At 62.1% G+C, this 23630-nt stretch carries 24 protein-coding genes and 1 pseudogene; 16 read left to right on the plus strand and 9 right to left on the minus strand.

Annotated features, from left to right (window positions below):
- Window positions 1-141: 141 nt before the first annotated feature.
- The 3 genes from rpoN to ptsN all read left to right on the plus strand — a co-directional run bounded on the left by rpoN (window position 142) and on the right by ptsN (window position 3028).
- The gene (rpoN, locus tag NHF53_RS01380; protein WP_252832802.1) at window positions 142-1689 is read left to right on the plus strand and encodes an RNA polymerase factor sigma-54; all 1548 of its coding nucleotides are present in this window, start codon (window positions 142-144) and stop codon (window positions 1687-1689) included.
- Between the two features lie 224 nt (window positions 1690-1913).
- The gene (gene hpf / locus NHF53_RS01385; RefSeq protein ID WP_252832803.1) at window positions 1914-2498 is read left to right on the plus strand and encodes a ribosome hibernation-promoting factor, HPF/YfiA family; all 585 of its coding nucleotides are present in this window, start codon (window positions 1914-1916) and stop codon (window positions 2496-2498) included.
- A 68-nt stretch (window positions 2499-2566) separates the two neighbouring features.
- On the plus strand, window positions 2567-3028 hold the full coding sequence (ptsN, locus tag NHF53_RS01390; protein ID WP_114362337.1) for a PTS IIA-like nitrogen regulatory protein PtsN: 462 nt from the start codon (window positions 2567-2569) through the stop codon (window positions 3026-3028).
- 70 nt (window positions 3029-3098) lie between these two features.
- Here the strand turns inward: ptsN and grpE are convergent, their stop codons facing one another.
- Both grpE and hrcA read right to left on the minus strand, forming a co-directional pair.
- Window positions 3099-3728, minus strand: coding sequence for a nucleotide exchange factor GrpE (gene grpE, locus NHF53_RS01395; protein WP_252832804.1), 630 nt, complete (start codon window positions 3726-3728; stop codon window positions 3099-3101).
- A gap of 117 nt (window positions 3729-3845) precedes the next feature.
- The gene (hrcA, locus tag NHF53_RS01400; protein ID WP_112685715.1) at window positions 3846-4928 is read right to left on the minus strand and encodes a heat-inducible transcriptional repressor HrcA; all 1083 of its coding nucleotides are present in this window, start codon (window positions 4926-4928) and stop codon (window positions 3846-3848) included.
- A gap of 171 nt (window positions 4929-5099) precedes the next feature.
- On the opposite strand from hrcA, the gene rph reads away from it, so the two are divergent.
- Genes rph through NHF53_RS01425 form a run of 5 tightly spaced genes read left to right on the plus strand, consistent with a single transcriptional unit; the run spans window position 5100 to window position 8860 of the window.
- Window positions 5100-5816, plus strand: a complete 717-nt coding sequence (gene rph / locus NHF53_RS01405; RefSeq protein ID WP_112685717.1) for a ribonuclease PH — start codon at window positions 5100-5102, stop codon at window positions 5814-5816.
- 28 nt (window positions 5817-5844) lie between these two features.
- Window positions 5845-6261 carry a VOC family protein gene (locus NHF53_RS01410; protein WP_252832805.1) on the plus strand — a complete coding sequence of 139 codons (417 nt, stop codon included), beginning with the start codon at window positions 5845-5847 and terminating at the stop codon, window positions 6259-6261.
- A 10-nt stretch (window positions 6262-6271) separates the two neighbouring features.
- Entirely contained in the window at window positions 6272-6916 is a 645-nt protein-coding gene (gene rdgB / locus NHF53_RS01415) for an RdgB/HAM1 family non-canonical purine NTP pyrophosphatase (protein WP_252832806.1), read from the plus strand.
- A 7-nt stretch (window positions 6917-6923) separates the two neighbouring features.
- Window positions 6924-8105 carry a radical SAM family heme chaperone HemW gene (gene hemW / locus NHF53_RS01420; protein WP_252832807.1) on the plus strand — a complete coding sequence of 394 codons (1182 nt, stop codon included), beginning with the start codon at window positions 6924-6926 and terminating at the stop codon, window positions 8103-8105.
- A 17-nt stretch (window positions 8106-8122) separates the two neighbouring features.
- Window positions 8123-8860, plus strand: coding sequence for a bifunctional 2-polyprenyl-6-hydroxyphenol methylase/3-demethylubiquinol 3-O-methyltransferase UbiG (locus NHF53_RS01425; RefSeq protein ID WP_252832808.1), 738 nt, complete (start codon window positions 8123-8125; stop codon window positions 8858-8860).
- Here the strand turns inward: NHF53_RS01425 and NHF53_RS01430 are convergent.
- The 6 genes and pseudogenes from NHF53_RS01430 to mutM all read right to left on the minus strand — a co-directional run bounded on the left by NHF53_RS01430 (window position 8838) and on the right by mutM (window position 15108).
- Window positions 8838-9788 (minus strand): annotated as a pseudogene (locus NHF53_RS01430) (DMT family transporter). The gene NHF53_RS01425 and the pseudogene NHF53_RS01430 sit on opposite strands and share 23 nt — an antisense overlap.
- A 129-nt stretch (window positions 9789-9917) precedes the next feature.
- A complete protein-coding gene (locus NHF53_RS01435) occupies window positions 9918-10508 on the minus strand; it encodes a bifunctional 2-polyprenyl-6-hydroxyphenol methylase/3-demethylubiquinol 3-O-methyltransferase UbiG (RefSeq protein WP_252832809.1) in 591 nt (196 codons plus the stop codon).
- 57 nt (window positions 10509-10565) lie between these two features.
- Window positions 10566-12122, minus strand: a complete 1557-nt coding sequence (dnaA, locus tag NHF53_RS01440; protein ID WP_114363846.1) for a chromosomal replication initiator protein DnaA — start codon at window positions 12120-12122, stop codon at window positions 10566-10568.
- Window positions 12123-12956: 834 nt separating this feature from the next.
- Complete coding sequence (gene rpsT, locus NHF53_RS01445; RefSeq protein WP_112685733.1) at window positions 12957-13223, minus strand: 30S ribosomal protein S20; 267 nt, start codon at window positions 13221-13223, stop codon at window positions 12957-12959.
- A 196-nt stretch (window positions 13224-13419) separates the two neighbouring features.
- Window positions 13420-14193, minus strand: a complete 774-nt coding sequence (locus tag NHF53_RS01450; protein WP_252832810.1) for an enoyl-CoA hydratase — start codon at window positions 14191-14193, stop codon at window positions 13420-13422.
- Window positions 14194-14217: 24 nt separating this feature from the next.
- On the minus strand, window positions 14218-15108 hold the full coding sequence (gene mutM / locus NHF53_RS01455) for a bifunctional DNA-formamidopyrimidine glycosylase/DNA-(apurinic or apyrimidinic site) lyase (RefSeq protein WP_252832811.1): 891 nt from the start codon (window positions 15106-15108) through the stop codon (window positions 14218-14220).
- A gap of 147 nt (window positions 15109-15255) precedes the next feature.
- On the opposite strand from mutM, the gene ubiE reads away from it, so the two are divergent.
- From ubiE to NHF53_RS01480, 5 genes are all read left to right on the plus strand, one after another.
- On the plus strand, window positions 15256-16032 hold the full coding sequence (ubiE, locus tag NHF53_RS01460; protein WP_252832812.1) for a bifunctional demethylmenaquinone methyltransferase/2-methoxy-6-polyprenyl-1,4-benzoquinol methylase UbiE: 777 nt from the start codon (window positions 15256-15258) through the stop codon (window positions 16030-16032).
- A 62-nt stretch (window positions 16033-16094) separates the two neighbouring features.
- On the plus strand, window positions 16095-17669 hold the full coding sequence (gene ubiB, locus NHF53_RS01465; RefSeq protein WP_252832813.1) for a 2-polyprenylphenol 6-hydroxylase: 1575 nt from the start codon (window positions 16095-16097) through the stop codon (window positions 17667-17669).
- Between the two features lie 109 nt (window positions 17670-17778).
- Window positions 17779-18618, plus strand: coding sequence for a ModD protein (modD, locus tag NHF53_RS01470; RefSeq protein ID WP_252832814.1), 840 nt, complete (start codon window positions 17779-17781; stop codon window positions 18616-18618).
- A gap of 102 nt (window positions 18619-18720) precedes the next feature.
- Window positions 18721-19941: a bifunctional phosphopantothenoylcysteine decarboxylase/phosphopantothenate--cysteine ligase CoaBC gene (gene coaBC, locus NHF53_RS01475; protein WP_252832815.1), complete on the plus strand. Its 1221-nt coding sequence runs from the start codon at window positions 18721-18723 to the stop codon at window positions 19939-19941.
- On the plus strand, window positions 19938-20291 hold the full coding sequence (locus NHF53_RS01480; RefSeq protein ID WP_114363589.1) for an MmcQ/YjbR family DNA-binding protein: 354 nt from the start codon (window positions 19938-19940) through the stop codon (window positions 20289-20291). The genes coaBC and NHF53_RS01480 overlap by 4 nt, the downstream gene beginning before the upstream one ends.
- A 15-nt stretch (window positions 20292-20306) precedes the next feature.
- On the opposite strand, the gene NHF53_RS01485 is transcribed toward NHF53_RS01480, so the two are convergent.
- A complete protein-coding gene (locus NHF53_RS01485) occupies window positions 20307-21119 on the minus strand; it encodes a class II glutamine amidotransferase (RefSeq protein WP_114363590.1) in 813 nt (270 codons plus the stop codon).
- Window positions 21120-21360: 241 nt separating this feature from the next.
- Between NHF53_RS01485 and NHF53_RS01490 the strand changes: the two genes are divergently transcribed.
- From NHF53_RS01490 to NHF53_RS01500, 3 genes are all read left to right on the plus strand, one after another.
- On the plus strand, window positions 21361-22272 hold the full coding sequence (locus tag NHF53_RS01490; protein ID WP_252832816.1) for a pirin family protein: 912 nt from the start codon (window positions 21361-21363) through the stop codon (window positions 22270-22272).
- 210 nt (window positions 22273-22482) lie between these two features.
- Entirely contained in the window at window positions 22483-23100 is a 618-nt protein-coding gene (locus NHF53_RS01495) for a hypothetical protein (RefSeq protein ID WP_252832817.1), read from the plus strand.
- A complete protein-coding gene (locus NHF53_RS01500; RefSeq protein WP_252832818.1) occupies window positions 23097-23627 on the plus strand; it encodes a flavin reductase family protein in 531 nt (176 codons plus the stop codon). Before NHF53_RS01495 ends, NHF53_RS01500 begins: the two co-directional genes overlap by 4 nt.
- The last annotated feature ends 3 nt before the right edge of the window (window positions 23628-23630 follow it).

The raw sequence follows: 23630 nt of genomic DNA on the forward strand, positions 1-23630 counted from the left end.
TGCCGAGAACGATTCCCCGGCCATGCCGCTTGACCAAACCCGATAAAAAAGCAATTTTTGGGCCAGTTGGAGTTTTCCGTTGCAGCCGAGGGTGCGAGCGGGTGAATTTCGCGGGAGCGACAGGGGAGTTTCGCGTCCATCATGGCTTTGTCGGCTAATCTATATCTGCGCCAGAGCCAATCCCTGGTCATGACTCCGCAGCTGATGCAGTCCATCCAGCTGCTCCAGATGACTCACGTCGAACTCGTACAATTCATCGCCCAGGAAGTCGAAAAGAACCCACTTCTCGACTTCGCTCCGGAGGATAACGACGGCGGTTCTGAGCCCATGCGTGGCGAAGAGGCAGTCGCATCGTCCGAAACGGCAATCGCGGAAGAATCGAGCGGTCCTGCGAGCGACTGGTACGAGAACGGCAAGGGACAGTCGCTCAACGAAAGTCTGGACACCAATTTCGACACGGCACTCGCCGACGAAGGCGTTGGAGCGCGTGCCGACGCGCCGGAGCTTCTGGGACAATGGAAATCGATGCCGGGCGCCGGCACAGACTTCGGCGAAGGCTACGATCTCGACGATTTCGTCGCCGGGCAGGTGACCTTGCGGGATCACCTGAGCCAACAAATTCCGTTCGCATTTCCGGATTCGGCCGATCGCATGGTGGCGCTGACCCTCATGGACCAGCTCGATGAAGCTGGCTATCTGCGCGCCGATCTCGGGGAGGTTGCGGAACGCTTCGGCGGAACGCCCGAACGGGTGGAGCACGTGATCGGCGTTTTGCAGACTCTCGATCCTCCCGGCATCTTTGCCCGTTCATTGAGCGAGTGCCTCGCAATTCAGCTCAGGCAGCGTGACCGTTTGGACCCCGCGATGGCGACGCTGGTCGACAATCTCGAGCTCCTCGCCAAGCGAGACTTCGCGACCCTCAAGAAGCTCTGCGGCGTCGACGAGGAAGACTTGATCGACATGCTCTCCGAAATCCGCGGACTGAACCCGAAGCCGGCGAGCGGATTCGAGACGAGCGCGAGCGAACCGGTGGTTCCCGACATCATCGTCCGTCCAGCCAGCGACGGGGGCTGGGCTGTGGAGCTCAATCCTGACGTCCTTCCGCGGGTACTGGTCAACCAGAGCTACTATGCCAAGGTGTCCAAATGCCGCGATGCGAAGGACGGCGACCAGGCCTTCCTTGCCGAATGCCTGCAGAACGCCAACTGGCTCACCCGCAGCCTCGACCAGCGCGCCAGAACCATCCTGAAGGTCGCGAGCGAGATCATTCGTCAGCAGGACGCCTTTCTGCGCCATGGCGTTGACCACCTTCGCCCACTGAACCTGCGCACGGTCGCGGATGCGATCAAGATGCATGAATCCACGGTCAGTCGCGTCACTTCCAACAAGTACATGCTGACTCCGCGCGGCCTCTTCGAGTTGAAGTACTTCTTCACCGTTTCCATAGCTTCGGCCGAGGGTGGCGACAGCCATTCAGCGGAAGCGGTACGGCACAGAATCCGCACGTTGATCACACAGGAAAACCCGGAGGCGGTCCTTTCGGACGACGACATCGTCAGCGCACTGAAGGACAGCGGCATCGACCTTGCGCGGCGCACCGTCGCCAAGTACCGGGAGGCGATGAACATTCCCTCGTCGGTACAACGGCGACGCGAGAAACGCGCACTGGCGAAGGTGTCTACAAGCTGAGTGCGCCGTCTGCCAATTGTTAAGAATCGGTTAGCGGGCCGTTGACTCTCGCGCAAAGCTTGTCTAGAAGCCCGCCCCGATTGGCAAAGGAGACGACCCCGAGTTATCCCCAACCTCCGTCCAGCGACAGCCCGAGCAGGCGACATTGCAGCGTGAAGAGCTTGGATGCAGACGGCGGTTGACGTAAACTGGTACCCGCAAATCACAATAAGAAGGGAAACTCCATGAGTGTGCGCGTATCCGGCAAACATATGGAAATCGGCGATGCCTTCCGGCAACGGATTGAAGAACGGATCAGGGAGACGGTAACCAAATATTTCGACGGCGGGTATTCCGGCCAGATCACGGTAACGAAATCCGCGGCGGCAGCCGCACCTTTCGTCGCCGACTGCCTGCTCCACCTCGACTCCGGCGTCAACCTGCACGCCACCGGTTCCGCAAATGACCCGCTGATTTCCTTCGACATTGCCACCGACCGCATCGACAAGCGGCTGCGCCGCTACAAGCGGAAGCTCAAGGATCGCCATCCGAACAACGGCGCCGGTGCGCCCGTCGAGGTCGCCTACACGGTGATGGATGCCGTATCCGACGAGCATGAGGAAGTTCCCGAGGATTACGCGCCCACGATCGTTGCCGAGAGCACAAAGCAACTGCGGACCATGTCGGTTGCGAGTGCAGTCATGGCCCTGGACATGACAGACGAACCCGTGCTGTTGTTCCGCAACCCCGGCAGCGAACAGATCAACATCGTCTACCGTCGCAACGACGGGAATATCGGATGGATCGACTCCGCCAACGTCAAAGGCTGAGCCTAACCGGAAACGGCGGCTCACGCCGTTTCCTTCCCCTTTGATTCGGCGGCATGAAGGATTTTGAAATGGCCTTGGCAGATTTGCTGCAACAAGATGCAGTTGTCCCCGCCCTCAGGGTAAACTCCAAGAAGCAGCTGCTTCAGGAACTCGCCGCAAAAGCCTCAAAACTCACGAACATCCCCGAACGGGAAATCTTCGACGTCATTCTGCAGCGGGAGCGCCTCGGCTCCACCGGAGTCGGCAACGGTATCGCCATTCCGCATGGAAAGCTGAACAGCATCAAGAGCATCACCGGCGTTTTCGCCCGGCTCGAGACGCCCGTCGACTTCGAGGCGCTCGATGACCAGCCGGTGGACCTCGTCTTCCTGTTGCTGGCGCCGGAAGGCGCAGGTGCCGACCATCTGAAAGCCCTGTCCAGGATCGCACGCGTTCTGCGTGACCAGGATCTCGTCGCGAAGCTCCGGGCGACCGAATCCGCCTCGGCGATCTATGCCTTCCTGAACGAAGAACAGGCCAACGCCGCCTGATACCGTCTCAAAAGAAAGGGCGTCAGGTTTTCACCGACGCCCCGCCTTTCCAGTAAAGACCGGAGCAGAATCAGGCTTCCTTCCCTGCAGCCGATGCGGCATTGGCCTCCGGCTGGGCTTCGGCCTTCTGGCCGCCCTTCGCGACACCGACCATCGCCGGGCGCAGAACGCGATCGCCGATTGTAAAGCCCGCCTGCACCACCTGGACGACAGTGTTGTTCGGGACATCGGGATTGGGAATCTCGAACATGGCCTGGTGGAAGTTCGGGTCGAACTTCTGGCCCTGCGGCTCGATCTTGCGGACACCATGCCGTTCAAGCGTCGAAAGCATGCCGCGTTCTGTCATCTCCACACCTTCGATGAGCGCAGAGAGACCGGCGTCGGCGGACGCGCGCGCCTCTTCCGTGACGGCATCGAGAGCGCGGCGCAGGTTGTCAGAGACGGCCAGCATGTCGCGGGCGAAGCCGGTTACCGCATATGCCTTGGCATCCTTCACATCGCGCTCGGTACGGCGACGCAGGTTGTCCATCTCGGCGGCAAGCCGAAGGAAACGATCACGCAGTTCGGCATTCTCGGCTTTCAGTGCCTCCAGGGGATCTACTTCCGCCTTCGGCGCTTCGGCTTCCCCGTTCTGCTGCTCGTCGATCTGGTTTTCAGCGACAGTGGCGTCAGGTCCGTTTTTCTTGGTTTCGTCGGTCATGACGTTCTCCGATTGAATCTCGTTTGGAATTCGTGCCCGATATCAGGGTTTGAGGGCAAAAAATCAAGGCTCCGGTGCGATATCGCCGCGGGAACAGCAATCGACCCACCGACAAGCCTAACGCTTGGACCGTGAAAGGCGCGCCATGAGCTGCGCGGTGTAGTCGACCATGGGAACGATGCGGGAATAGTTGAGCCGCGTCGGGCCGATGACGCCGACAGCGCCTACGATCCGCTCGTCGCTGTCCCTGTACGGCGCGACGATCAGCGACGACCCGGAAAGCGAGAACAGCTTGTTCTCCGACCCGATGAAGATCCGGACCCCGGGGCCGCTTTCTGCGAGATTGAGGATTTCGATCAGGCTTTCCTTGCGCTCCAGATCGTCGAAAAGGAGACGCAGCCGGTCGATATCCTCGGCGCCCGCCACCCCTTCGAGCAGATTGGCGCGACCTCGAACAATGAGCCGTGTCGGCTTCTCCACCTCTGCCCCACCGGACCACACGGCGAGACCACGCTCGACCAGGTCCTGCGACAGCGCGTCGAGCTCACCGGCGACCTGCTCCCTCAGCTTGACGAGCTGGCCTCGCAGTTCAGGTAGTGTCTGCCCGGCGAGGTTCGCATTGATGAAGTTGGCCGCCTCTGTCAGTTGCGATGCCGTCACGCCTGCGGGCAGGTCGATGATGCGGTTTTCGATCTGGTTGTGTTCGCCGACCAGCACCGCCAATGCCTTCGTGGGCTCCAGCCGGATGAACTCCACGTGCTTCAGGATCTGGTCGCTCTTGGCGGCGATCACCAGCCCCGCCCCGCGGGACAAACCCGAAAGCATGCGGCTCGCGTCGGTGAGCAAGTTTTCCAGCGGCTGATCGGCATCGTGCGGACGAATCTGCCGCTCGATGCTTTTGCGTTCGCTCTCCGACAGATTGCCGACCTGCATGAAGGCATCGACGAAGAAACGCAGCCCCTGCTGCGTCGGCATCCGGCCGGCGCTGATATGCGGTGCGTATATGAGCCCGAGATCCTCGAGGTCGCTCATGACATTGCGCACGGAGGCGGGGGAAAGAGACATCGGCAGGAGGCGCGAAAGGTTGCGCGAACCGAGCGGCTCTCCCGAGTCGAGATAGCTTTCGACGATGCGCCGGAAAATCTCACGCGAACGGTCGTCCAGCGCGGAAGATATCTCTTTGACCGGAGTATTCGCCATGACCGTTACGATGCAAACCCTGTTCGAACAATGCCCTAGGCGAATATAGTCACTTGCAGTCCGATCACAAACGGGAAAATCCCTGTTCCGCCCGCGGTGAAACGCCGGTTTTTCTTTGCAAATCGCAGCGCTCGACCGTAGAAGGCCATAGAAAGTTTCAAGGAGAAGCCAATGCGGCCGTCAGGCAGAAAAACCGACCAGATGCGCAAGATCTCGTTCGAGCGCAATTTCTCGAAGCATGCGGAAGGTTCCTGTCTCGTGAAGTTCGGGGACACCCATGTGCTCTGCACGGCGAGCCTCGAGGACAAGACGCCGCCGTGGCTGCGTAACAGCGGCAAGGGTTGGGTCACCGCCGAATACGGCATGCTGCCACGAGCCACCGGAGAGCGCATGAAGCGGGAAGCGGCAGCCGGCAAGCAGGGCGGACGAACCCAGGAAATCCAGCGCTTGATCGGCCGTTCGCTGCGCGCCGTCGTTGATCTGGAAGCCCTCGGCGAACGCCAGATCACCATCGACTGCGATGTTATCCAGGCGGACGGCGGCACCCGCACCGCCTCCATCACAGGTGGCTGGATCGCGCTGCACGACTGCCTGAAATGGATGGAAGCACGCAACATGGTCAAGGTCGACAGAGTGCTCAAGGATCATGTCGCCGCGATCTCGTGCGGCGTCTTCGCAACCCAGCCGGTCATCGATCTCGACTATCTCGAAGACTCGGCCGCGGAAACCGACGCCAATTTCGTCATGACCGGAAGCGGCGCGATCGTCGAAATCCAGGGAACGGCGGAAGGCACCCCCTTCACCGAGGACGAGTTCCTGACGCTGATGCGCCTTGCGCGCAACGGCATCGGCGAGCTGGTGACCTTGCAGAAGCAGGCGATCCTCTGATTGCCGCCGCAAGGCACGGGAGCAGATAATGTCGACCGAGCTCGAAGGCATTCTGGAAACGGTGCTCTACGTCTCCGACCTCGAGGCGGCCGAGGATTTCTACGGCCGCGTGCTCGGGCTGGACGTCGTGATCCGGCACGAAGGCCGGCACGTGTTCTTTCGCTGCGGCGCCGGCATCCTGCTGATCTTCGATCCTTCGGCGACCGCGCATCCTGCGCCGGCCGATGCTCTTCCCGTACCGCCGCACGGCGCGACCGGTCCGGGGCATGCCTGCTTCCGGGTCTCGCGTGAGAAGATGGATGCCGTCGTTGCCCGGCTCCGGGCGGGCGGCGTCGCGATCGAGGCCGACTTCCACTGGCCGAACGGTGCCCGGTCGATCTATTTCCGCGATCCGGCCGGCAACAGCCTGGAATGTGCAGAGCCTCGTCTCTGGAATCTCGAATAGGACCTGCCGCATGCGCAAACTCGAAACCAAGACCATCGTCGTTGCCAGCCACAACGCCGGCAAGATCGCCGAGATTGCCGATCTCATCGGGCCACTCGGATTCTCCGCAAAATCGGCGGCCGATCTGAAGTTCGAAGAGCCGGAGGAGACCGGGACCACCTTCGAGGAAAACGCCGCCATCAAGGCGCTTGCCTCGGCGAAGGCCTCCGGTATGCCGGCTCTTTCCGACGATTCCGGGCTGGTGATCGACGCCCTCGATGGCGCGCCCGGCGTCTATACCGCGAACTGGGCCGAACGCGAGGACGGCAGCCGTGATTTCGCCATGGCGATGGAAAAGGTCGAAAAGGCCCTGCAGGACCGCGGCGCGACCGCACCGGACGAGCGCACGGCACGCTTCGTCAGCGTGCTCTGCCTCGCCTGGCCCGACGGCCACACCGAGACGTTCCGCGGCGAGGTCGAAGGGACCGTCGTCTGGCCCCCGCGCGGCACTTCCGGTTTCGGCTATGATCCGGTCTTCCAGCCGGTCGGGCACGAGAGAACTTTCGGCGAGATGACGGCACAGGAAAAACACGGCTGGAAGCCCGGACAGGCGACCGCATTGTCGCATCGCGCCCGCGCATTCAAGCTCTTCGTCGAAACCTGCCTGGAGGCCTGACACCGGTATGTCGGACGCCGCACCGTTCCTTCTTCCCGACACGGGCGAACCCGGCTTCGGCGTCTATGTCCACTGGCCGTTCTGCGCGGCAAAGTGCCCGTACTGCGACTTCAACAGCCATGTACGCCACCAGCCCGTGGACCAGCCGCGCTTCGTCGCGGCCTTCCTGCGGGAAATGGAAACCATGCGGCGCCTCAGCGGCCCGAAGACCGTCACCAGCATCTTCCTCGGCGGCGGAACGCCATCCCTCATGGAGCCGGCGACCGTCTCAGCAATCCTCGAGGGGATAGCTCGGCACTGGCATGTGCCGGACGGCATCGAAATCACCATGGAGGCCAATCCTTCGAGCGTGGAGGCGACCCGGTTCCGCGGCTACCGGTCGGCGGGCGTTAACCGCGTCTCTCTCGGCGTCCAGGCGCTCAACGACCAGGATCTGAGATTTCTCGGCCGGTTGCACGACGTGGCGGACTCGCTGAAAGCGATCACGCTCGCCCGCGAGATCTTCCCGAGGATGTCCTTCGACCTGATCTATGCGCGTCCCGGCCAGACCGTCGAAACCTGGGAACCGGAGCTGCGGCAGGCGATTTCCTATGCCGTCGACCATCTGTCGCTCTATCAGTTGACGATCGAGGAAGGCACACCCTTCTTTGGCCTGCACAAGGCCGGAAAGCTGGTGGTGCCGGATGGCGACCTGTCCGCAGATCTCTACGAGGCGACACAGGAGATCACCGCCAGCGCCGGCCTGCCGGCCTATGAAGTCTCAAACCATGCACGGCCGGGTGCCGAAAGCCGCCACAACCTCACCTACTGGCGCTACGGCGATTACGCGGGGATCGGTCCCGGCGCCCATGGCCGCCTGTCGCGGGGACGGGAGAAGCTTGCCACCGCGACCGAACGCAACCCCGAAGGCTGGCTCGCCGCCGTCGAGCGCGACGGCCACGGCATGGTGGACCAGGAGGTCCTCGGTACCGACGAGCAGGCCGACGAACTGCTGCTGATGGGCCTCCGCCTGAGGGAAGGCGTCGATCTCGCCCGCTGGCAGCAGCTCTCCGGCCGCGACCCGGACCCGGCGCGCGAGCAGACTTTACTGGAACACGGGTTTATCGAGCGGCTGGGCAATTCCAGACTGCGTTGCACGCCGAAGGGGATGCTGATCCTCGACGCCGTCGTCGCCGATCTCGCCTGTTAGAAAAAGGGAGAACGCCATTGCCCGTCGACGACGCCTTTGCTCGACACGACATGGCGATCCTCTACGACAGCTTCAACGGCGACGGCCCCGATCGCGAATTCTATCTCCGACTTGTGGACAAACCCTGCCGCATTCTGGATCTCGGCTGCGGTACCGGCTCGCTGACGCTCGCGCTTGCCCGGCGCGGACATGCGGTGACCGGACTGGACCCGGCTTCCGGCATGCTCGCGGTCGCGCGAGCCAAGGATACTGACGGTATGGTCGAGTGGATTTCCGGTAACGCCGTGGACTTCAGGCTCGGTCGAGAATTCGATCTGATTATCATGACCGGACATGTCTTCCAGGTTTTTCTCGACGATGCAGAGGTAGGTGCGGTTCTCGCTGCCGCACGCAAGCACCTCGCACCCGACGGCCGCCTGGTCTTCGAAAGCCGCAATCCACTCGTCCGTGAATGGGAGCAGTGGACCGAAGAGCTTACTCGGGAAAGGGCCGTCATTCCCTGTCTTGGTCCGGTCGAAGTCTACTACCAGGTGCAACATGTCGACGCGGAGCACGTCACCTTCGACACCGTTTTCACGCTCACCGAGACAGCTGAACAGCGAACGGGCGCGAGTACCTTGCGTTTTCCGAGCCGGGACACCATTGCCCGCCTTCTCGATGAAGCCGGCTTCCATACCGTCCACTGGTATGGAGACTGGGATCGCTCTCCATTCGCCCCTCAAAGCCCCGAGATCATCGCAGCCGCCAGTCGCTAGAGGCTTTAGTCCGAGAGGCGCGGGCCGTCAGACGGCGCCACAGCCTGCCATCGATGGCGAGAAGGCCGAGTCCGATCGCCAGCATTCCGACGAAGTGTCGCGGGGCGAGCCGCTCGCCAAGAACCACCGCGCTCAAGAGGATCGCGCTCGGCGGGATGAGGATTGTGACCAGCATGATATTCGTCGCACCCGCCGTCGCGAGAATCCTGAAAAAGAGGATGTAGGCGAGCGCGGTCGAGAGAACGGCGAGCCCGAACAGCGCCGCCTAGGCCTCAGGCCCAGGGAGCGGCAGGGCGAAGGGGCGATCGATGAAGAGCGCTACCGGCAGCAGCAGCAAGGACGAGGCCGTCACCTGGCCGGCGGCGGGCAGGAGTGGCGGCAACCCCATGCGGCGGAAACGGCGGCCGTAGACGCTGGCAAAGGCGTAGCTCAGCGCCGCACCGAGGACGGCAAGTTCGCCCCAGGCATCACCACCGAGGTCGCCGAGCACGGCTGGCCCGATCATGATCACAACCCCGGCGAGGCCGATCAACAATCCCGCCACGCGGTTCACTGTCAGCTTCTCGTCTTCGGTCAACAGATGTGCGACGAGAACCCCGAAAAGTGGCGTGGTGGCATTGAGGATCGCCGCGAGCCCGCTTGCGATATGGGTCTGCCCCCAGACGATCAGCGTGAAGGGAATGGCGTTGTTGAGAAGCCCCATGCCGAAGAAGGAAAGCCAGGCGTCACGGCTTTTCGGCACGGCAATCCCCGACAGCCGGACAACGATCCAGAGCGTAATCGCCGCCAGCAGGACCCGAGCCGTCACGATGGTGAGCGGTGGCCAGACCTTGACCAGAATTCCGTTGAAGAGAAAGGATCCGCCCCAAAGCAGCGAGAGCCCGAGAAGCATCAGCCATTCCGCGGTTGCCATTTCCTTGTGAGCCATCGCATCTTTCCTTTTCCGGAAAGATCGCAAATCTCAGGATGGTCCACCACCCGATTTCCGCCGCTGGCGAAACGCGGATCCGGCGAGCGGGAAACGACAAGGCACGAAGGGCTCAGCCTCAACGCCGGTTCAGGCCGGCCTTGCGACTACGTGAAGCCATTCCGTCGCCACACCGTCGTAGCCGCCACCATGTGCGCATTCGACGACCGGTTCGGCAAATCCTTGCATCCTGTACTGATGGATGAGCCATTCCGGCGCCGGCCGATTGTAATAGCGGCCGAACCGGTCGCAGCCCTCCTGCTGCCCTGCCTTGAAGCTTGCATAGAACAGTCCGGACGGGCGCAGGGCGCGGCGGATTTTCCCAATTACCGAGGGAAGTTCCGCCAATGGCACGTGCAAGAGACAGGCATTGGCCCAGACGCCATCATAGGCAGCGCTGGCGTCGAGCTCGGAGAAGAGCATGACCCGCACCGGACGGCGAAGCCGTATTTCGGCCTGCTGCGCCATAGCCGCCGAGCCGTCGGTCGGTACGACGTCGAACCCTCGCGCAAGCATGGCGGCGCTGTCGTCGCCGGCACCGCAGCCGAGCTCGAGAATCCGCGAGCCGGGCACCAGCGCGCCAAGAAAGGCCTCGAGCCTGTCATGCGGCAAAGATCGGCGGCGCACGGCGTAGGAGCCCGCATTCGCTTCGTAGAAGGCAAGCGACGGATCGTGGGGCATCGTGTCTCCTACGGCTGTCTCAGAAAGCGAAAGGCCGGCGTCTCCGCCGGCCTTGCCTCATGCGTTGTTCTCGTTGATCAGCCGCTTGAGAAGCTCGATCTCGTGGCTGAGCTTGGTATCGGCGCCGATCATCTCTTCGATCTTCCGGACCGCGTGCAGCACGGTGGTGTGGTCGCGTCCGCCGAAACGGCGGCCGATCTCCGGGAAGGAGCGAGGGGTCAGCGTCTTCGACAAGTACATCGCGATCTGCCGCGGCTTCACAATGACCCGGGTGCGACGGTTGGAGACCAGTTCCTGGCGCGAAACGTTGTAATGGCGCGCCACGACCCGCTGGATGTCCTCGATGCGGACGCGCTTCTGTTCTCCCGCACCCACCAGATGGGCGAGCAGTTCGTCCACCCGGTCGACCGAAAGGTTCGGCTCGAACGATCGACGGAAGATCAGCTGGTTGAAGGCGCCTTCGAGATCACGGCCGCTGCTTGCGACACTGCGCGCCACGTGCGCGAGGATCTCGACGGGAATGTCGAGCGAGCCGTCGTCCTTCTGCGCGGCTTCGAGCCGCTTCTTCAGCATGGAGAAGCGCATCTCGAAATCAGGCGCCTCCATCTCGATCGCAACGCCGCCCTGCAGGCGCGAGCGAACCCGCGGGTCGAGCGACTCCAGCTCCCAGGGCGCACGATCGGCGGCCACGACCACCTGCTTGGCGCTGTCGAGCAGCGTGTTCAGGAGATGGCAGAACTCATGCTGGATCATCTTGCCCTGCAGGAACTGCATGTCGTCGATGATGAGCAGGTCGATGTTGCGCAGCGAGTCCTTCAGCGTCAGCGCGTCGTTGTCGCGGATGGCAGTCGCGAAGCGCCACATGAAATATTCGGCCGTCAGATAAACGACACGCGGCGCCCGCGGGCTCTGGATCGCAGCGTTGGCAATGGCCTGCAGCAGATGGGTCTTGCCGAGACCGACCGACGAATGAATGAAAAGCGGATTGAAGCGAACGGCACCGGCGCCAGCCTCGGCAATGGTCTTGGCCGCCGCAAGCGCGACACGGTTCGAGGCGCCTTCGATGAAACCGTCGAAGGTAAAACGAGAGTCCAGCGGCGAACCGAACAGCGGTCCGGGCGGAGCCGAGCGGGGAGCAGCGCCCTGGTGGGCGGAAACCTGCCCGATCTGCTGGGGCGCGGAGGGCTTGCGAACGGTGGACGACGGAACGGTTTCGGAAACTGGCTTGTGATGTTCGTCCGGCGCCTGTGGGCGCACGCCGCGGCTTGCGCTGCGCACGACGATCTCCACCTTCAGGATGCTCGCGTCCTCCTGCTGAAGGATATTCGTGATCAGGTCCAGGTAGCGATTGTTGATCCAGGACTTGAGGAAGGTCGTGGGGACCGACAGTCGCAGAACGCTCTTCGAAGCCGAATGCAGCTTCAGCCGGCCGAACCAACTCGCATAGACATCCGGCCCGACCTGAGCCTTCAGCCTGGCACTGAAGCGCTCGAACAACACATCTTGCGTTGCCACGGACGAGTCCTCCGCCGCTTCAGAACGAACAATACCCGTCGTCTCCCGTGCATGGTTCCCGTCAACCGCTGCACCGGCCGTCAGTGAATTAATTTGCATTTTGCCGCCTTCCAAAAATTACCTTCGCCGAACAGTGCAATCTTCCCGCCCAGCTGCCTTTGACTGCCCGTGGTGCCTCTCACAAGAAAACAGCACACCTCACGAAAACGAGGCCAGATCCCATGCCAAGCGGATCAGGCACCCTGTCGTGACGGCCCAAGGCCAGTCCCCCTTTTCATTCATCAAACTCGCCGATCGCCCACCCTCGAAACGGACATTCGGCCGCGCCCTCGCCTACTCCTTACTACTTTCGCCAGCCCCTGAAACTGTGCACAAACTCACCCCGTCGCAATCCGAGCGGATTACGATGCAAGGTCAAACACTGGATGAAAAAACGGAATCAGAACCATTCCGCTACGAGAGCCACCGGGACATTTCAGCACCTGACCAGCAGTTGCAGATCGCCCCCGAGGTCAACTCCGTGCCTCTCGTTGGAAGCCATTTAGGCAGGATCAAAAGCCAAGATCAACAGTGAATTTTACCCAAAATTAAGTTCGAACCATTGACTCCCGACCCGAATTTTGTCCGCCACAATCGAGGAAAAAAGAATCGCTGTTGAATCAAGGGGATTCAAAAATGAGGAGACGCGAAGGTCCTTTGCGACAAAAAAAAAATAAATTCGCTTGACTCGAAACTGGTGGCGCCTGCCGTTAAGTGAAGAGGAGGCCCTCCACATCACCTCTGATAAGCTTTTGTTTTTATTTGATTTTTCTTGTCACCGTAATGACATCCTAGTGTCAACGTGACAGACCAATGACAACGATATGAAAGAAAACACGAAAAGCCCGGCTGGACAGCCGAGCTTCACGAAAAGTGGCGATATTGTGTCTTAAATTAGACGGCCAGTGCCTTAACGCGCTGGGCAAGACGCGAAATCTTGCGCGATGCGGTATTGGCGTGCAGGACACCCTTGGTCGCCGCACGATGCAGCTCGGGCTGGGCGGCCTTGAGAGCTTCACGCGCTACGGCAACGTCGCCGGTAGCGATGGCCTCTTCGACCTTGCGAATGAAACCACGAACCCGCGAACGGCGAGCCTTGTTGACTGCAGTGCGGCGAGCGATCTTGCGGGTCGCCTTCTTCGCCGAAGTGGTATTGGCCATGGATGCCTCTCTTCGAATTCTAACCAAACTCCGCCATCGCCGCATCGGGTCCTTGCGACCTACGCATTCAGCAATTCGGGAGCAATCGCGGAAAAGCCAGAAGCTTTCCTAACTGTGGGCGGGCATATAGCGGGAAAGCGGACCGCCGTCAACGCGCAATTTCGTCAGGACCGCGCTGCCCCGGCCGCTTTTGCCCTCAACGGTTCCTGAATGCCGCCTTGCGCTTCTCCACGAAGGCCGCCATGCCCTCCTTCTGATCCTCCGTCGCAAAGAGCGAATGGAAAAGACGCCGTTCGAAACGCAACCCCTCGGCCAGCGTCAGCTCGAAGGCGCGATTGACGCTCTCCTTCGCCATCAGCACGGCGGGGGCGGAAAAGGCCGCGATCTTCTCGGCCGCAGCGATCGCCTCCTCGAGCAGCCGTTCAGGCTCGACGATGCGCGCCACGAGCCCCGAGCGCTCGGCTTCCGCGGCGTCCATCATGCGGCCGGTCAGGCAGAGATCCATTGCCTTCGCCTTACCCACAGCGCGGGTCAGGCGCTGCGAGCCACCCATGCCCGGTATGACGCCGAGCGTGATTTCGGGCTGGCCGAACTTGGCCGTGGTCGAGGCGATGATGAAGTCGCACATCATTGCAAGCTCGCAGCCACCGCCGAGCGCGAAGCCGGAAACGGCGGCGATCATCGGCTTGCGAAAGCCTGCGACTTCCTCCCACCCGCTGATGAAATCGCCGAGATAGGCGTCGACGAAGTCGAGGGACTGCATCTCCTTGATATCGGCACCGGCCGCGAAAGCCTTTTCCGAACCTGTAAGCACGACCGCGCCAATGTCACCGTCCTTCTGGACGCCCGCGAGCACCTGGCGCAATTCCGCCATCACGGTCGAATTGAGCGCGTTCAGCGCCTGCGGCCGGTTGAGCGTGACGATCGCCACACGGCCGCGAACCTCCACAAGCAGCGTCTCATAAGTCATTCCAATCTCTCCCTTGGTCGGTGGCTATTCCTGGCAGCGGCTGCAATAGAATGTCGAGCGGCCGGCCTGGACGATGCGCGCCACGGTACCGTCGCATTCGGGGTTCGCGCAAGCGTGACCGTCGCGGTCATAGACACGGAAAGTGTGCTGAAAATAGCCGAGCGTGCCGTCCGTGCGGATATGATCGCGCAGCGAGGAGCCCCCGGCGGCGATGGCATCGGCGATGACGGCGCGGATGGCCTCGACAAGGCGGACAAGCTCCCTCTTCGGCTTGCCGGTCGGCGTTACCATCGTCCCCGCTGCCCGCAACGGCGAAAGCCCGGCGCGCCAGAGCGCCTCGCAAACATAGATATTGCCGAGCCCCGCTATATTGCTCTGGTCGAGCAGTGCCGCCTTGAGCGGCTGGCTGCGCCCGGCAAAACGCGCGGCTAGACCTGCCGCGTCGAGAGCATTGCCGACCGGTTCGGGGCCGAGATGACGGAACGCAGGATAGCTGTCGAGATCGACGCGCGGCACAAGATCCATGAAGCCGAAGCGCCGTGGGTCATTATATATGACGCGCACGGCATCTTGCGCCCCTTCGATATGAAAGACGACGTGATCGTGCTTCTCGTCCTTCGAGCGGACGTGGTGGAAGGCTCCAGGCAGTTCGTTCTCCGCCTCATGCTCAACCCTGAACGAGCCGGACATGCCGAGATGGGCGATCACCGTCTCGCCGCTGTCGAGGTCGATCAGCAAGTACTTCGCCCGCCGACCGAGCCCGACGATACGGGTGCCGGAAACACGATCGGAGAAGGCCGTCGGAAACGGAAAACGGAGATCGGCTCGGCGCAATTCCAGGCGCCCGATACGCGCACCCTCCATCGCCGGAGCAAGCCCTCTCCTGACCGTCTCTACCTCTGGCAATTCCGGCATTGCTGGCCCATCTTTCTGTTTCAACCACGCTTCTTGTGGTCTATAGACCAGCGCGAAGGTGTCGCAGCCGGTACCGGCGAGACAGATAGCGTGCCTTGGACGATTTCGCTATGGTCACCCGGCCATAAAGGACAATGGAGCGAGCACATGGCTGAAACCCGCACGACCGCCGAAGGCGGCATGGCGACATCGTACGGCTTCCGCGATGTGCAGGAAGACGAGAAACAGGGGCTCGTCAACGACGTCTTCCACAAGGTGGCCAAGCGCTACGACATCATGAACGACGTCATGTCCGCAGGCCTTCACCGGGTCTGGAAGAACGCCATGGTCGCAGCACTCAACCCCCGCAAGGATCCGGCATACAAGGTACTCGACGTCGCCGGAGGAACCGGTGACATCGCCTTCCGCATCATCGAAGCCTCCGATCGCCTCGCACTCGCGACCGTTCTCGACATCAACGGCTCCATGCTCGCCGTCGGCGCCGAAAGGGCCGCAAAGAAAGGGCTCTCCGACAATATTACCTTCGTCGAGGCGAATGCCGAAGAGCTGCCCTTCGAGGACAACAGCTTCGACGCCTATACCATCGCTTTCGGCATCCGAAACGTGCCGCATATCGAGGTCGCGCTGAAGGAAGCGTATCGTGTGCTGAAACGAGGTGGGCGCCTCCTCGTGCTCGAGTTCTCGGAGGTCGACATGCCGCTGCTCGACCGGTTCTACGACGAGTGGTCGTTCAAGGCGATCCCGCAATTCGGCAAAATGATCACAGGCGACGCCGAGCCCTACCAGTATCTCGTGGAGTCCATCCGCAAGTTCCCCAATCAACGCGACTTCGCAGCGATGATTTCAAAAGCCGGGTTTTCGCGTGTCACCTTCACCAACTACACCGGTGGCATTGCCGCGCTGCATTCCGGCTGGAAGCTCTGACCTATGAGGGCATTCTCCATGAAGTCCCTCCGCGGCCGGGCCCTTGAGGCTGACAACGCACGATGAGCACGATCGGCGCATATTTCCGCCTGGCGCGGGTCGGTTGGGTTCTGGTGCGCGAGGGTGTGATATCCGCCCTGCCCTCCGAAGGCCTGCCGCCGATGCTCGTCTTTGCCCAGTCGGCCGCCGGGCTGCTCGCCCGCAAGCGCGCGATGCGCGAACGGCGCTCGGATCGTCTGTCGAAGGCGGTGGCCCGCCTCGGCCCATCCTACGTGAAGATCGGCCAGTTCCTCGCTACCCGCCCCGACGTCGTCGGCGCGGAGATCGCGGAAGACCTTTCCGGCCTGCAGGATCGGATGGACTTCTTCCCGACCGAAGCCGCCAAGATTTCCATCCGCGAGTCGCTCGGACGTCCCGTCGGCGAACTCTACGCCTCCTTCGATGAACCGATCGCTGCCGCCTCGATCGCACAGGTCCACCTCGGTGAGGTCGAGACCGGTCAGGGCCGCAGGAAGGTCGCGATCAAGGTCATCCGTCCCGGTGTTCGCCGGCGCTTCGCCGCCGACCTCGAGGCGATGTACATCGTCTCGCGCCTGCAGGAACGCTTCTTGCCGCATATGCGACGGCTGAAGCCGGTAGAAGTGACGCGCACGCTCGAGCAGACGACCAAGGTCGAGATGGACCTCCGGCTCGAGGCCGCGGCACTGTCCGAACTCGCCGAGAATACGAAGAACGATCCGGGATTCCGGGTCCCCGCCGTCGACTGGGAACGCACCGGGCGTGACGTCGTCACCATGGAATGGATCGACGGCATCAAGATGTCGGACGTCGAGGCGCTCAAGGCGGCGGGGTACGATCTCAATGCACTTGCCGATACGCTGATCCAGTCCTTCCTGCGTCATACGTTACGGGACGGCTTCTTCCATGCCGACATGCACCCCGGCAATCTCTTCGTCGACGAAAGCAGCATGATCGTCGCCGTTGACCTCGGGATTGCGGGTCGGCTCGGCAAGAAGGAGCGGCGCTTCCTGGCGGAGATCCTCTACGGGTTCATCACCCGCGACTATCTGCGCGTCGCGGAGGTGCACTTCGAGGCCGGCTACGTACCCTCCCACCACAACGTCGCGAGTTTCGCGCAGGCGATCCGCGCGATCGGCGAGCCGATCCACGGTCAGCCGGCCGAGACCATCTCCATGGGAAGGCTGCTGACGCTGCTTTTCGAGGTGACCGAACTCTTCGACATGGCGACTCGCCCCGAGCTCGTCATGCTGCAGAAGACCATGGTGGTGGTCGAGGGTGTGGCGCGCATGCTCAATCCGCAATTCAACATGTGGAAGGCCTCCGAACCCGTCGTTTCCGGCTGGATTCGCGACAATCTCGGCCCCAAGCGGATCGTCACCGACCTGAAAGACGGATTGCACGCGGCCATCCGTCTAGCAGAGGCGATCCCCGAGATCGCAGTGAAGACCGAGAAGTTCCATACCGAACTTATGGCGATGAGCGAAAACGGCCTGCGCCTCGACCAGGAAACCACTGACGCGATTGGGCGTGCCGAAGCGCGCCATGGCAGGCTCGACCGCCTGGCGCTCTGGGTCATCGCGGCATCACTCGTCTACATCGCTGTCCAGATCCGCTGACCCGGCGCCGGCACGCAATCGCAGGACCGGACGGCATACATCTTGCATTGCATCTGGCATGACAACCGAACCCGACGTCACGGGTTCGACCTCATGTCCGGAGATTGCCATGTCCAGACTATCTGACAGCCTTCTCGATCAACTCCTGCTACAGGACGTACCGCTCGGCGATCTGACCACCGAAAGCCTCGGAATCGGCGCACGATCAGCAGAAATCACTTACTGCGCCCGCAACCCGATGGTGCTCTGCGGCAGCGAGGAGGCGGGTCGCATGCTCGAAATGCGGGGTGTCCGCATCGATCACCTGCTGCCGAGCGGTCGCATGCTGGCGGCAGGAGAGATATTCCTGTCGGCCCAGGGCAGCGCGCAGAGCCTGCATGCCGTGTGGAAAATCTCACAAACCCTTGTCGAGTACCTTTCAGGAATTGCAACACGTACGCGCCGGATCGTCGATGCGGCCCGCAACGTGGCGCCGGAGACAGTGATTGCATGCACCCGCAAGAATTTTCCCGGCACGAAGGAAGTCAGCATCCGGGCAATACGGGCAGGTGGCGGTATCATGCATCGTCTCGGCCTGTCTGAAACCATTCTCGTCTTTCCCGAGCACCTGGCCTTCGTCGACGAACCGCCGGAGATCTGGATGACAAAGCTTCGGGCACAGGCTCCGGAGAAGAAGATCGTCGTCGAGGCGGCAACGGTCGAGGCCGCCGAGCAGCTGATCGCCTGCGGCGCCGACGTGATACAATTGGAAAAATTTTCGCCTCAGGAAACGGCAGTGGTGGTGGAACTCGCCCGACGGCAGCGTCCAAGCCCGGTCGTAGCAGTCGCCGGCGGCATCACGGAGGACAATGTCGGCGCTTTCGTGGAGGCAGGATGCCGGCTCATCGTCACCTCCGCACCGTTCTTCGGCAAGCCGTGCGACGTCAAGGTCACTCTCAAGCCTTGCTGAGAGAGTGCGGGGACGATCCGGCTTCCACGCCTCCGGCGAAAATCGATTTCGATTTGCCGTGCCTTGCGGTAGGTTCGCGCAAACGAGCGACCGGACCATCAGATGAGCTTATCCGCCAAACGCATCCTCCTTGTCATTTCCGGCGGCATCGCCGCCTACAAGAGCCTCGACCTCATTCGTCGATTGCGCGAGCGCGGCGCGACGGTCCGGCCGGTCATGACGCGGGCCGCACAGGAATTCGTCACCCCGCTTGCAGTCGGCGCGCTCTCCGCGAGCCGTGTTTATACCGACCTCTTCTCCCGTGAAGACGAGCAGGACGTCGGCCATATCCGCCTTGCGCGGGAGTGTGACCTGATCGTCGTGGCCCCTGCCACCGCCGACCTGATGGCGAAGGCGGCCAACGGTCTTGCCGACGATCTTGCCTCGACCGTGCTGCTTGCGCGCTCGCGTCCCGTCCTGATGGCGCCGGCCATGAACCCGATGATGTGGTCGAACCCGGCGACCCAGCGCAATATTTCGCTGCTGAAGGCGGACGGCATGACCTTCGTCGGCCCTGCGGAAGGTGAAATGGCGGAGGCCGGCGAGCGGGGTGTCGGTCGCATGGCGGAGCCGCTCGACATCGTTGCAGCCATAGAGACCCTCCTGGATGGCGGCCCGAAACCGCTTGCCGGCAAGACGGCGGTCGTGACGTCGGGGCCGACGCATGAACCGATCGACCCGGTCCGCTACATCGCCAATCGCTCGTCCGGACGGCAGGGCCATGCGATCGCAGCGGCGCTGGCGAAGCTCGGCGCAGAGGTCACCCTCATATCCGGCCCCGTGACCATTCCAGATCCCGCCGGTGTCGCCACGCTTCATGTGGAGAGGGCAGAAGAGATGCGGGACGCGGTTATTTCGCGCCTGCCGGCAGATATCGCAGTCATGGTCGCGGCTGTCGCCGACTGGCGCGTGGCGACCTCCGCCGGCCAGAAGATCAAGAAGACGCCAGGGGAGGCTCCTGCGCCGCTGCAGCTTACCGAGAATCCCGATATCCTCAGAACGATAGGGCACCATGAGAAGCGCCCGACGATCGTGGTCGGCTTCGCCGCCGAAACCCAGGATGTCGAGCAGAACGGCCGTATCAAACTCGAAAAGAAGGGTGCCGACCTGATTGTCGCCAACGACGTCTCACCGGGAACCGGCATTATGGGTGGTGCCCGCAACCGGGTGAAACTGATCACCAAGACCGGCGTCGAGGAATGGCCGGAACTCGACAAGGATACGGTCGCCGAGCGTCTTGCGTACTGGATCGCCGAGCACCTGAACCAGGGAGCACTCCGATGAGCCTCTTCGAACGCGCAGGCTTCGACGCCTTCGTCACCGGCTTGGCTGGAGTGACCCTCGTGGACCAATGGGAGTCGCGCGTCGCCAAAGTCGGCGACAAGGTTTTTGCGGTCTTGAACGACGACGGCGCCAAGATCGCATTCAAGGTCAGCGAGGAGAGCTTCGAGATCCTGACCGCGCTCGACGGCGTCGGTCAGGCGCCCTATTTCGCCAAGCGCAAGTGGGTCGCCGTCTCACCGACGGCGCCGCTGTCAGATGATGAACTGCGCCATTATCTCCACCGCTCTTACGAGCTTGTCGCCGCCGGTCTTACGAAGAAACTCAGGGCGGAGCTCGGTATTCCATTCTGAGACGAGAATGGCGGCTCAGCCGGCCATGGCCGGCTGCAGCACGGCCGCACCGTCGACCGCCGGTTGGAAACGGACGACTTCGATCCCTTTTTCCGAGAGTGTCACCGCACTACCGGCCGGAATCTCCATCCACGCATCGGTATCATCGTTGAGCGGCTCGGAAACGAGGCAGTGCCCGCCCTCTCCCATCGGCGCGGCGAAGAGGGTCGGCGCATAGGCGTCAGTCGCGTAGCGCACCGCATGAAGCGAGTGCCCGTCGGAGAAGGCGGCGGTGAACCGTACCTTTGCGCTGCCGGTCAGATTGAGGCTCAGCTGCTCGACAAAGCCTATCGCCTCGGCCATGGCGGCGAGCGGCCGCTCGCGCATGCCGAACTGCAGCGCGAGCAGGAACAGGAGTTCGGAGTCGGTCGTGCCGACACGGGCATTGAAGTGTTCGTCGTCGAGCATCGATTCCATCGACCGGCGCAGGCGATCGAAGTGGTCGATCTGACCATTATGCATAAAGGACCAGGTGTCGCAGACGAAGGGATGGCAGTTGTCCCGACGCGTGGAACCGTGCGTCGCCGCGCGGACATGCGCCAGAAAGAGCCGTGAACGGATCTGCCGTGCCATGCTCTTGAGATTACAGTCCGACCAGGCCGGCAGAACATCGCGGAAGCGTCCGGGTTCCGGGCGATCTCCATACCAGGCGATGCCGAAACCGTCTGCATTGGTCGCCGTCTTCGCGCGGGTGGCGCAATGGGACTGCTCGATCAGGGAATGCGCGGGAGAGCTCACCAGTTCTTCGAGATAGATCGGTTGACCACGATAGGCTGCCCAGCGACACATGCTGCAATAGACTCCGGATGCATTCCGCCAATGGCGGCAAGGGATTAACTACTTTTGCCTGATTTGGATAACGAAAGCTAAATAGCCCATTCGCGGCCGAATTTTGACTGGTCGGCGCGATCACATTTTGCGCCGGAGGATTGCGTTCTGTGAACACTGCGTTCCGGGGAACGGTCTTCGCCACCCGCCGGATTTCCCTATATTGGGGGCAACTGAAATTCCGCTCGAAAGGAGCAATTCCATGTCCATTCGACCTGTGAAACATGAAAGTCGCGCCACGCCGGCGATGGAAGGGGCCGGTGTCAAATTGCATCGGGTCTTCGGCTTCGGCGATCCGTCGATGACCGATCCCTTCCTGATGATGGATGATTTCCGCAACGACAATCCGTCGGACTACCTCCGCGGCTTTCCGTGGCATCCCCATCGCGGCATCGAGACCATCACCTACGTCCTGGCCGGCACCGTCGAGCACGGCGACAGCCTCGGCAATCAGGGCCTGCTCGGTGCCGGTGACGTGCAGTGGATGACGGCGGGAAGCGGCATCATGCACCAGGAAATGCCGAAAGGCGACTTTGCCGGCAGAATGCACGGTTTCCAGCTCTGGGCGAACCTGCCGTCGTCGCTGAAGATGACGGCACCGCGCTATCAGGACGTCAAGAGCGCGGACATTCCCTTGATCGTCGACGATGACGGCACCGCAGTCCGCGTCATCACCGGAGACTTCTGGGGTAAGACCGGTCCCGTCGACGGCATTGCCGCCGAGCCCGTCTATCTCGACATCTCGGTTCCGCCGGGCAAACGGAAGAGCTTCCCGGTCGATACCTATCGGTCGGCCTTCGCTTATATCTTCGCCGGCTCCGGCACCTTCCGCGATGCCTCGAAGCCCTTCGGCGTGAAGGTGGAGAAGGAGTACCAGGGGCAGGAACTCAACATCCGCGACCTTTCCGGCAACCGCACGCTCGTCGTCTTCGACACCGGCGACGAGGTCACGGTGCAGGCCGGCGAAGAGGGTATCCGCTTCCTTCTCGTCACGGGCAAGCCGATCCGCGAGCCGGTCGCCTGGCACGGACCGATCGTCATGAACACCCGCGAGGAACTGATGCAGGCGATGCGCGACCTGCAGAACGGCACTTTCATCAAAGCCGATCACTGAAGGCAACCAAACGATCGGAACGAGAACGCCGGAGCAGCCGGGTCCGGCGTTCTTATCGTTCGCCATCGACAGCCCCTCCGGCAAGGCCTAGTCTCCTCTCGGCTGCTCGTCAGAAGCGCGTGCGGAAACCGGCGTGCCGTTCCTTCCGCCCGAAATGCAACCGCTATCCTCTGAAGTCCGCGGAGCCCGGACAGGGAAAGGAACAGGCGCGTGGAGAGGAATGTCCTTGAAGAGATCGAAGAGCGCCTGAGGGCAACACGGCTCGAGTTCGAGGCGGAGATCGAACGCCAGCTCAAGGCCCAGCGCGAGCATTTCCGCTACCGCCTGCAGCGCGGCAAGGTACGCTTCGAACGGGATGTCCGCGAGTTCCAGTCCCGCTATCGCATCAACCTCTGGCCCTACATCACCCGCGCCCATGTCGCCTATGTCCTGACGGCGCCGATGATCTACGCACTCATCGTGCCGCTCGTCTTTCTTGATCTCTCGGTGACGATCTACCAGCACATCTGCTTCCGCGCCTACGGCATTCCGCGGGTCAGGAGGAGCGACCATGTCATCATCGACCGGCACCACCTCGCCTATCTCAACGGCATCGAGAAACTCAACTGCATCTATTGCGGCTATGCAAATGGGGTAATCGCCTACGCCCGCGAGATCGCTGGCCGTACCGAGGCCTTCTGGTGCCCTGTCAAGCACGCCCGCCGGGCCGTCGATCCGCACGAACACTTCAACCGCTTCTTCGACTATGGCGACGCGCAATCCTATCGCGCCTGGCTCGACGCTCAGAGAAAGGGACAACAGTCATCGAAGGAAGGACCGCGGTCATGAAGGAATTTCCGCTTTCCAAGGTCTACCAGCTCATCGAACCCGGCCCGGTCGTCCTCTTGACGACCTCGGAAGGCGGCCGGCCCAACGTCATGACCATGTCGTGGCACATGATGATGGAATTCACTCCGCCGATGATCGCCTGCATCGTCAGTGCTGCCGATCACAGCTTTCATGCGCTCCAGCAAACCGGCGAATGCGTGATCGCCATCCCGACCGTCGAACTCGTCGAAAAGGTTGTGGCAGTCGGCAACTGCTCCGGCCGGGACACCGACAAGTTTGCGACGATCGGTCTGACGCCCCTGCCCGCCGAGGAAGTGCGTGCGCCGCTCATCGGCGAGTGCTTCGCCAACCTCGAATGCCGCGTAGGCGATCAGGGATTCGTCGCACGCTACAATCTGTTCGTCCTGGAGGTGGTGAAGGCGTGGTATGACCCCGCCCAAACGGCGCCGCGGACCATTCATCATCGCGGCTACGGCACATTCGCCGTCGACGGCGAGGAAATCACGCTCGACTCTCGGATGCCCTGACGG

This window comes from Ciceribacter sp. RN22 (assembly GCF_024054295.1).
Lineage (GTDB): Bacteria > Pseudomonadota > Alphaproteobacteria > Rhizobiales > Rhizobiaceae > Allorhizobium > Allorhizobium lividum.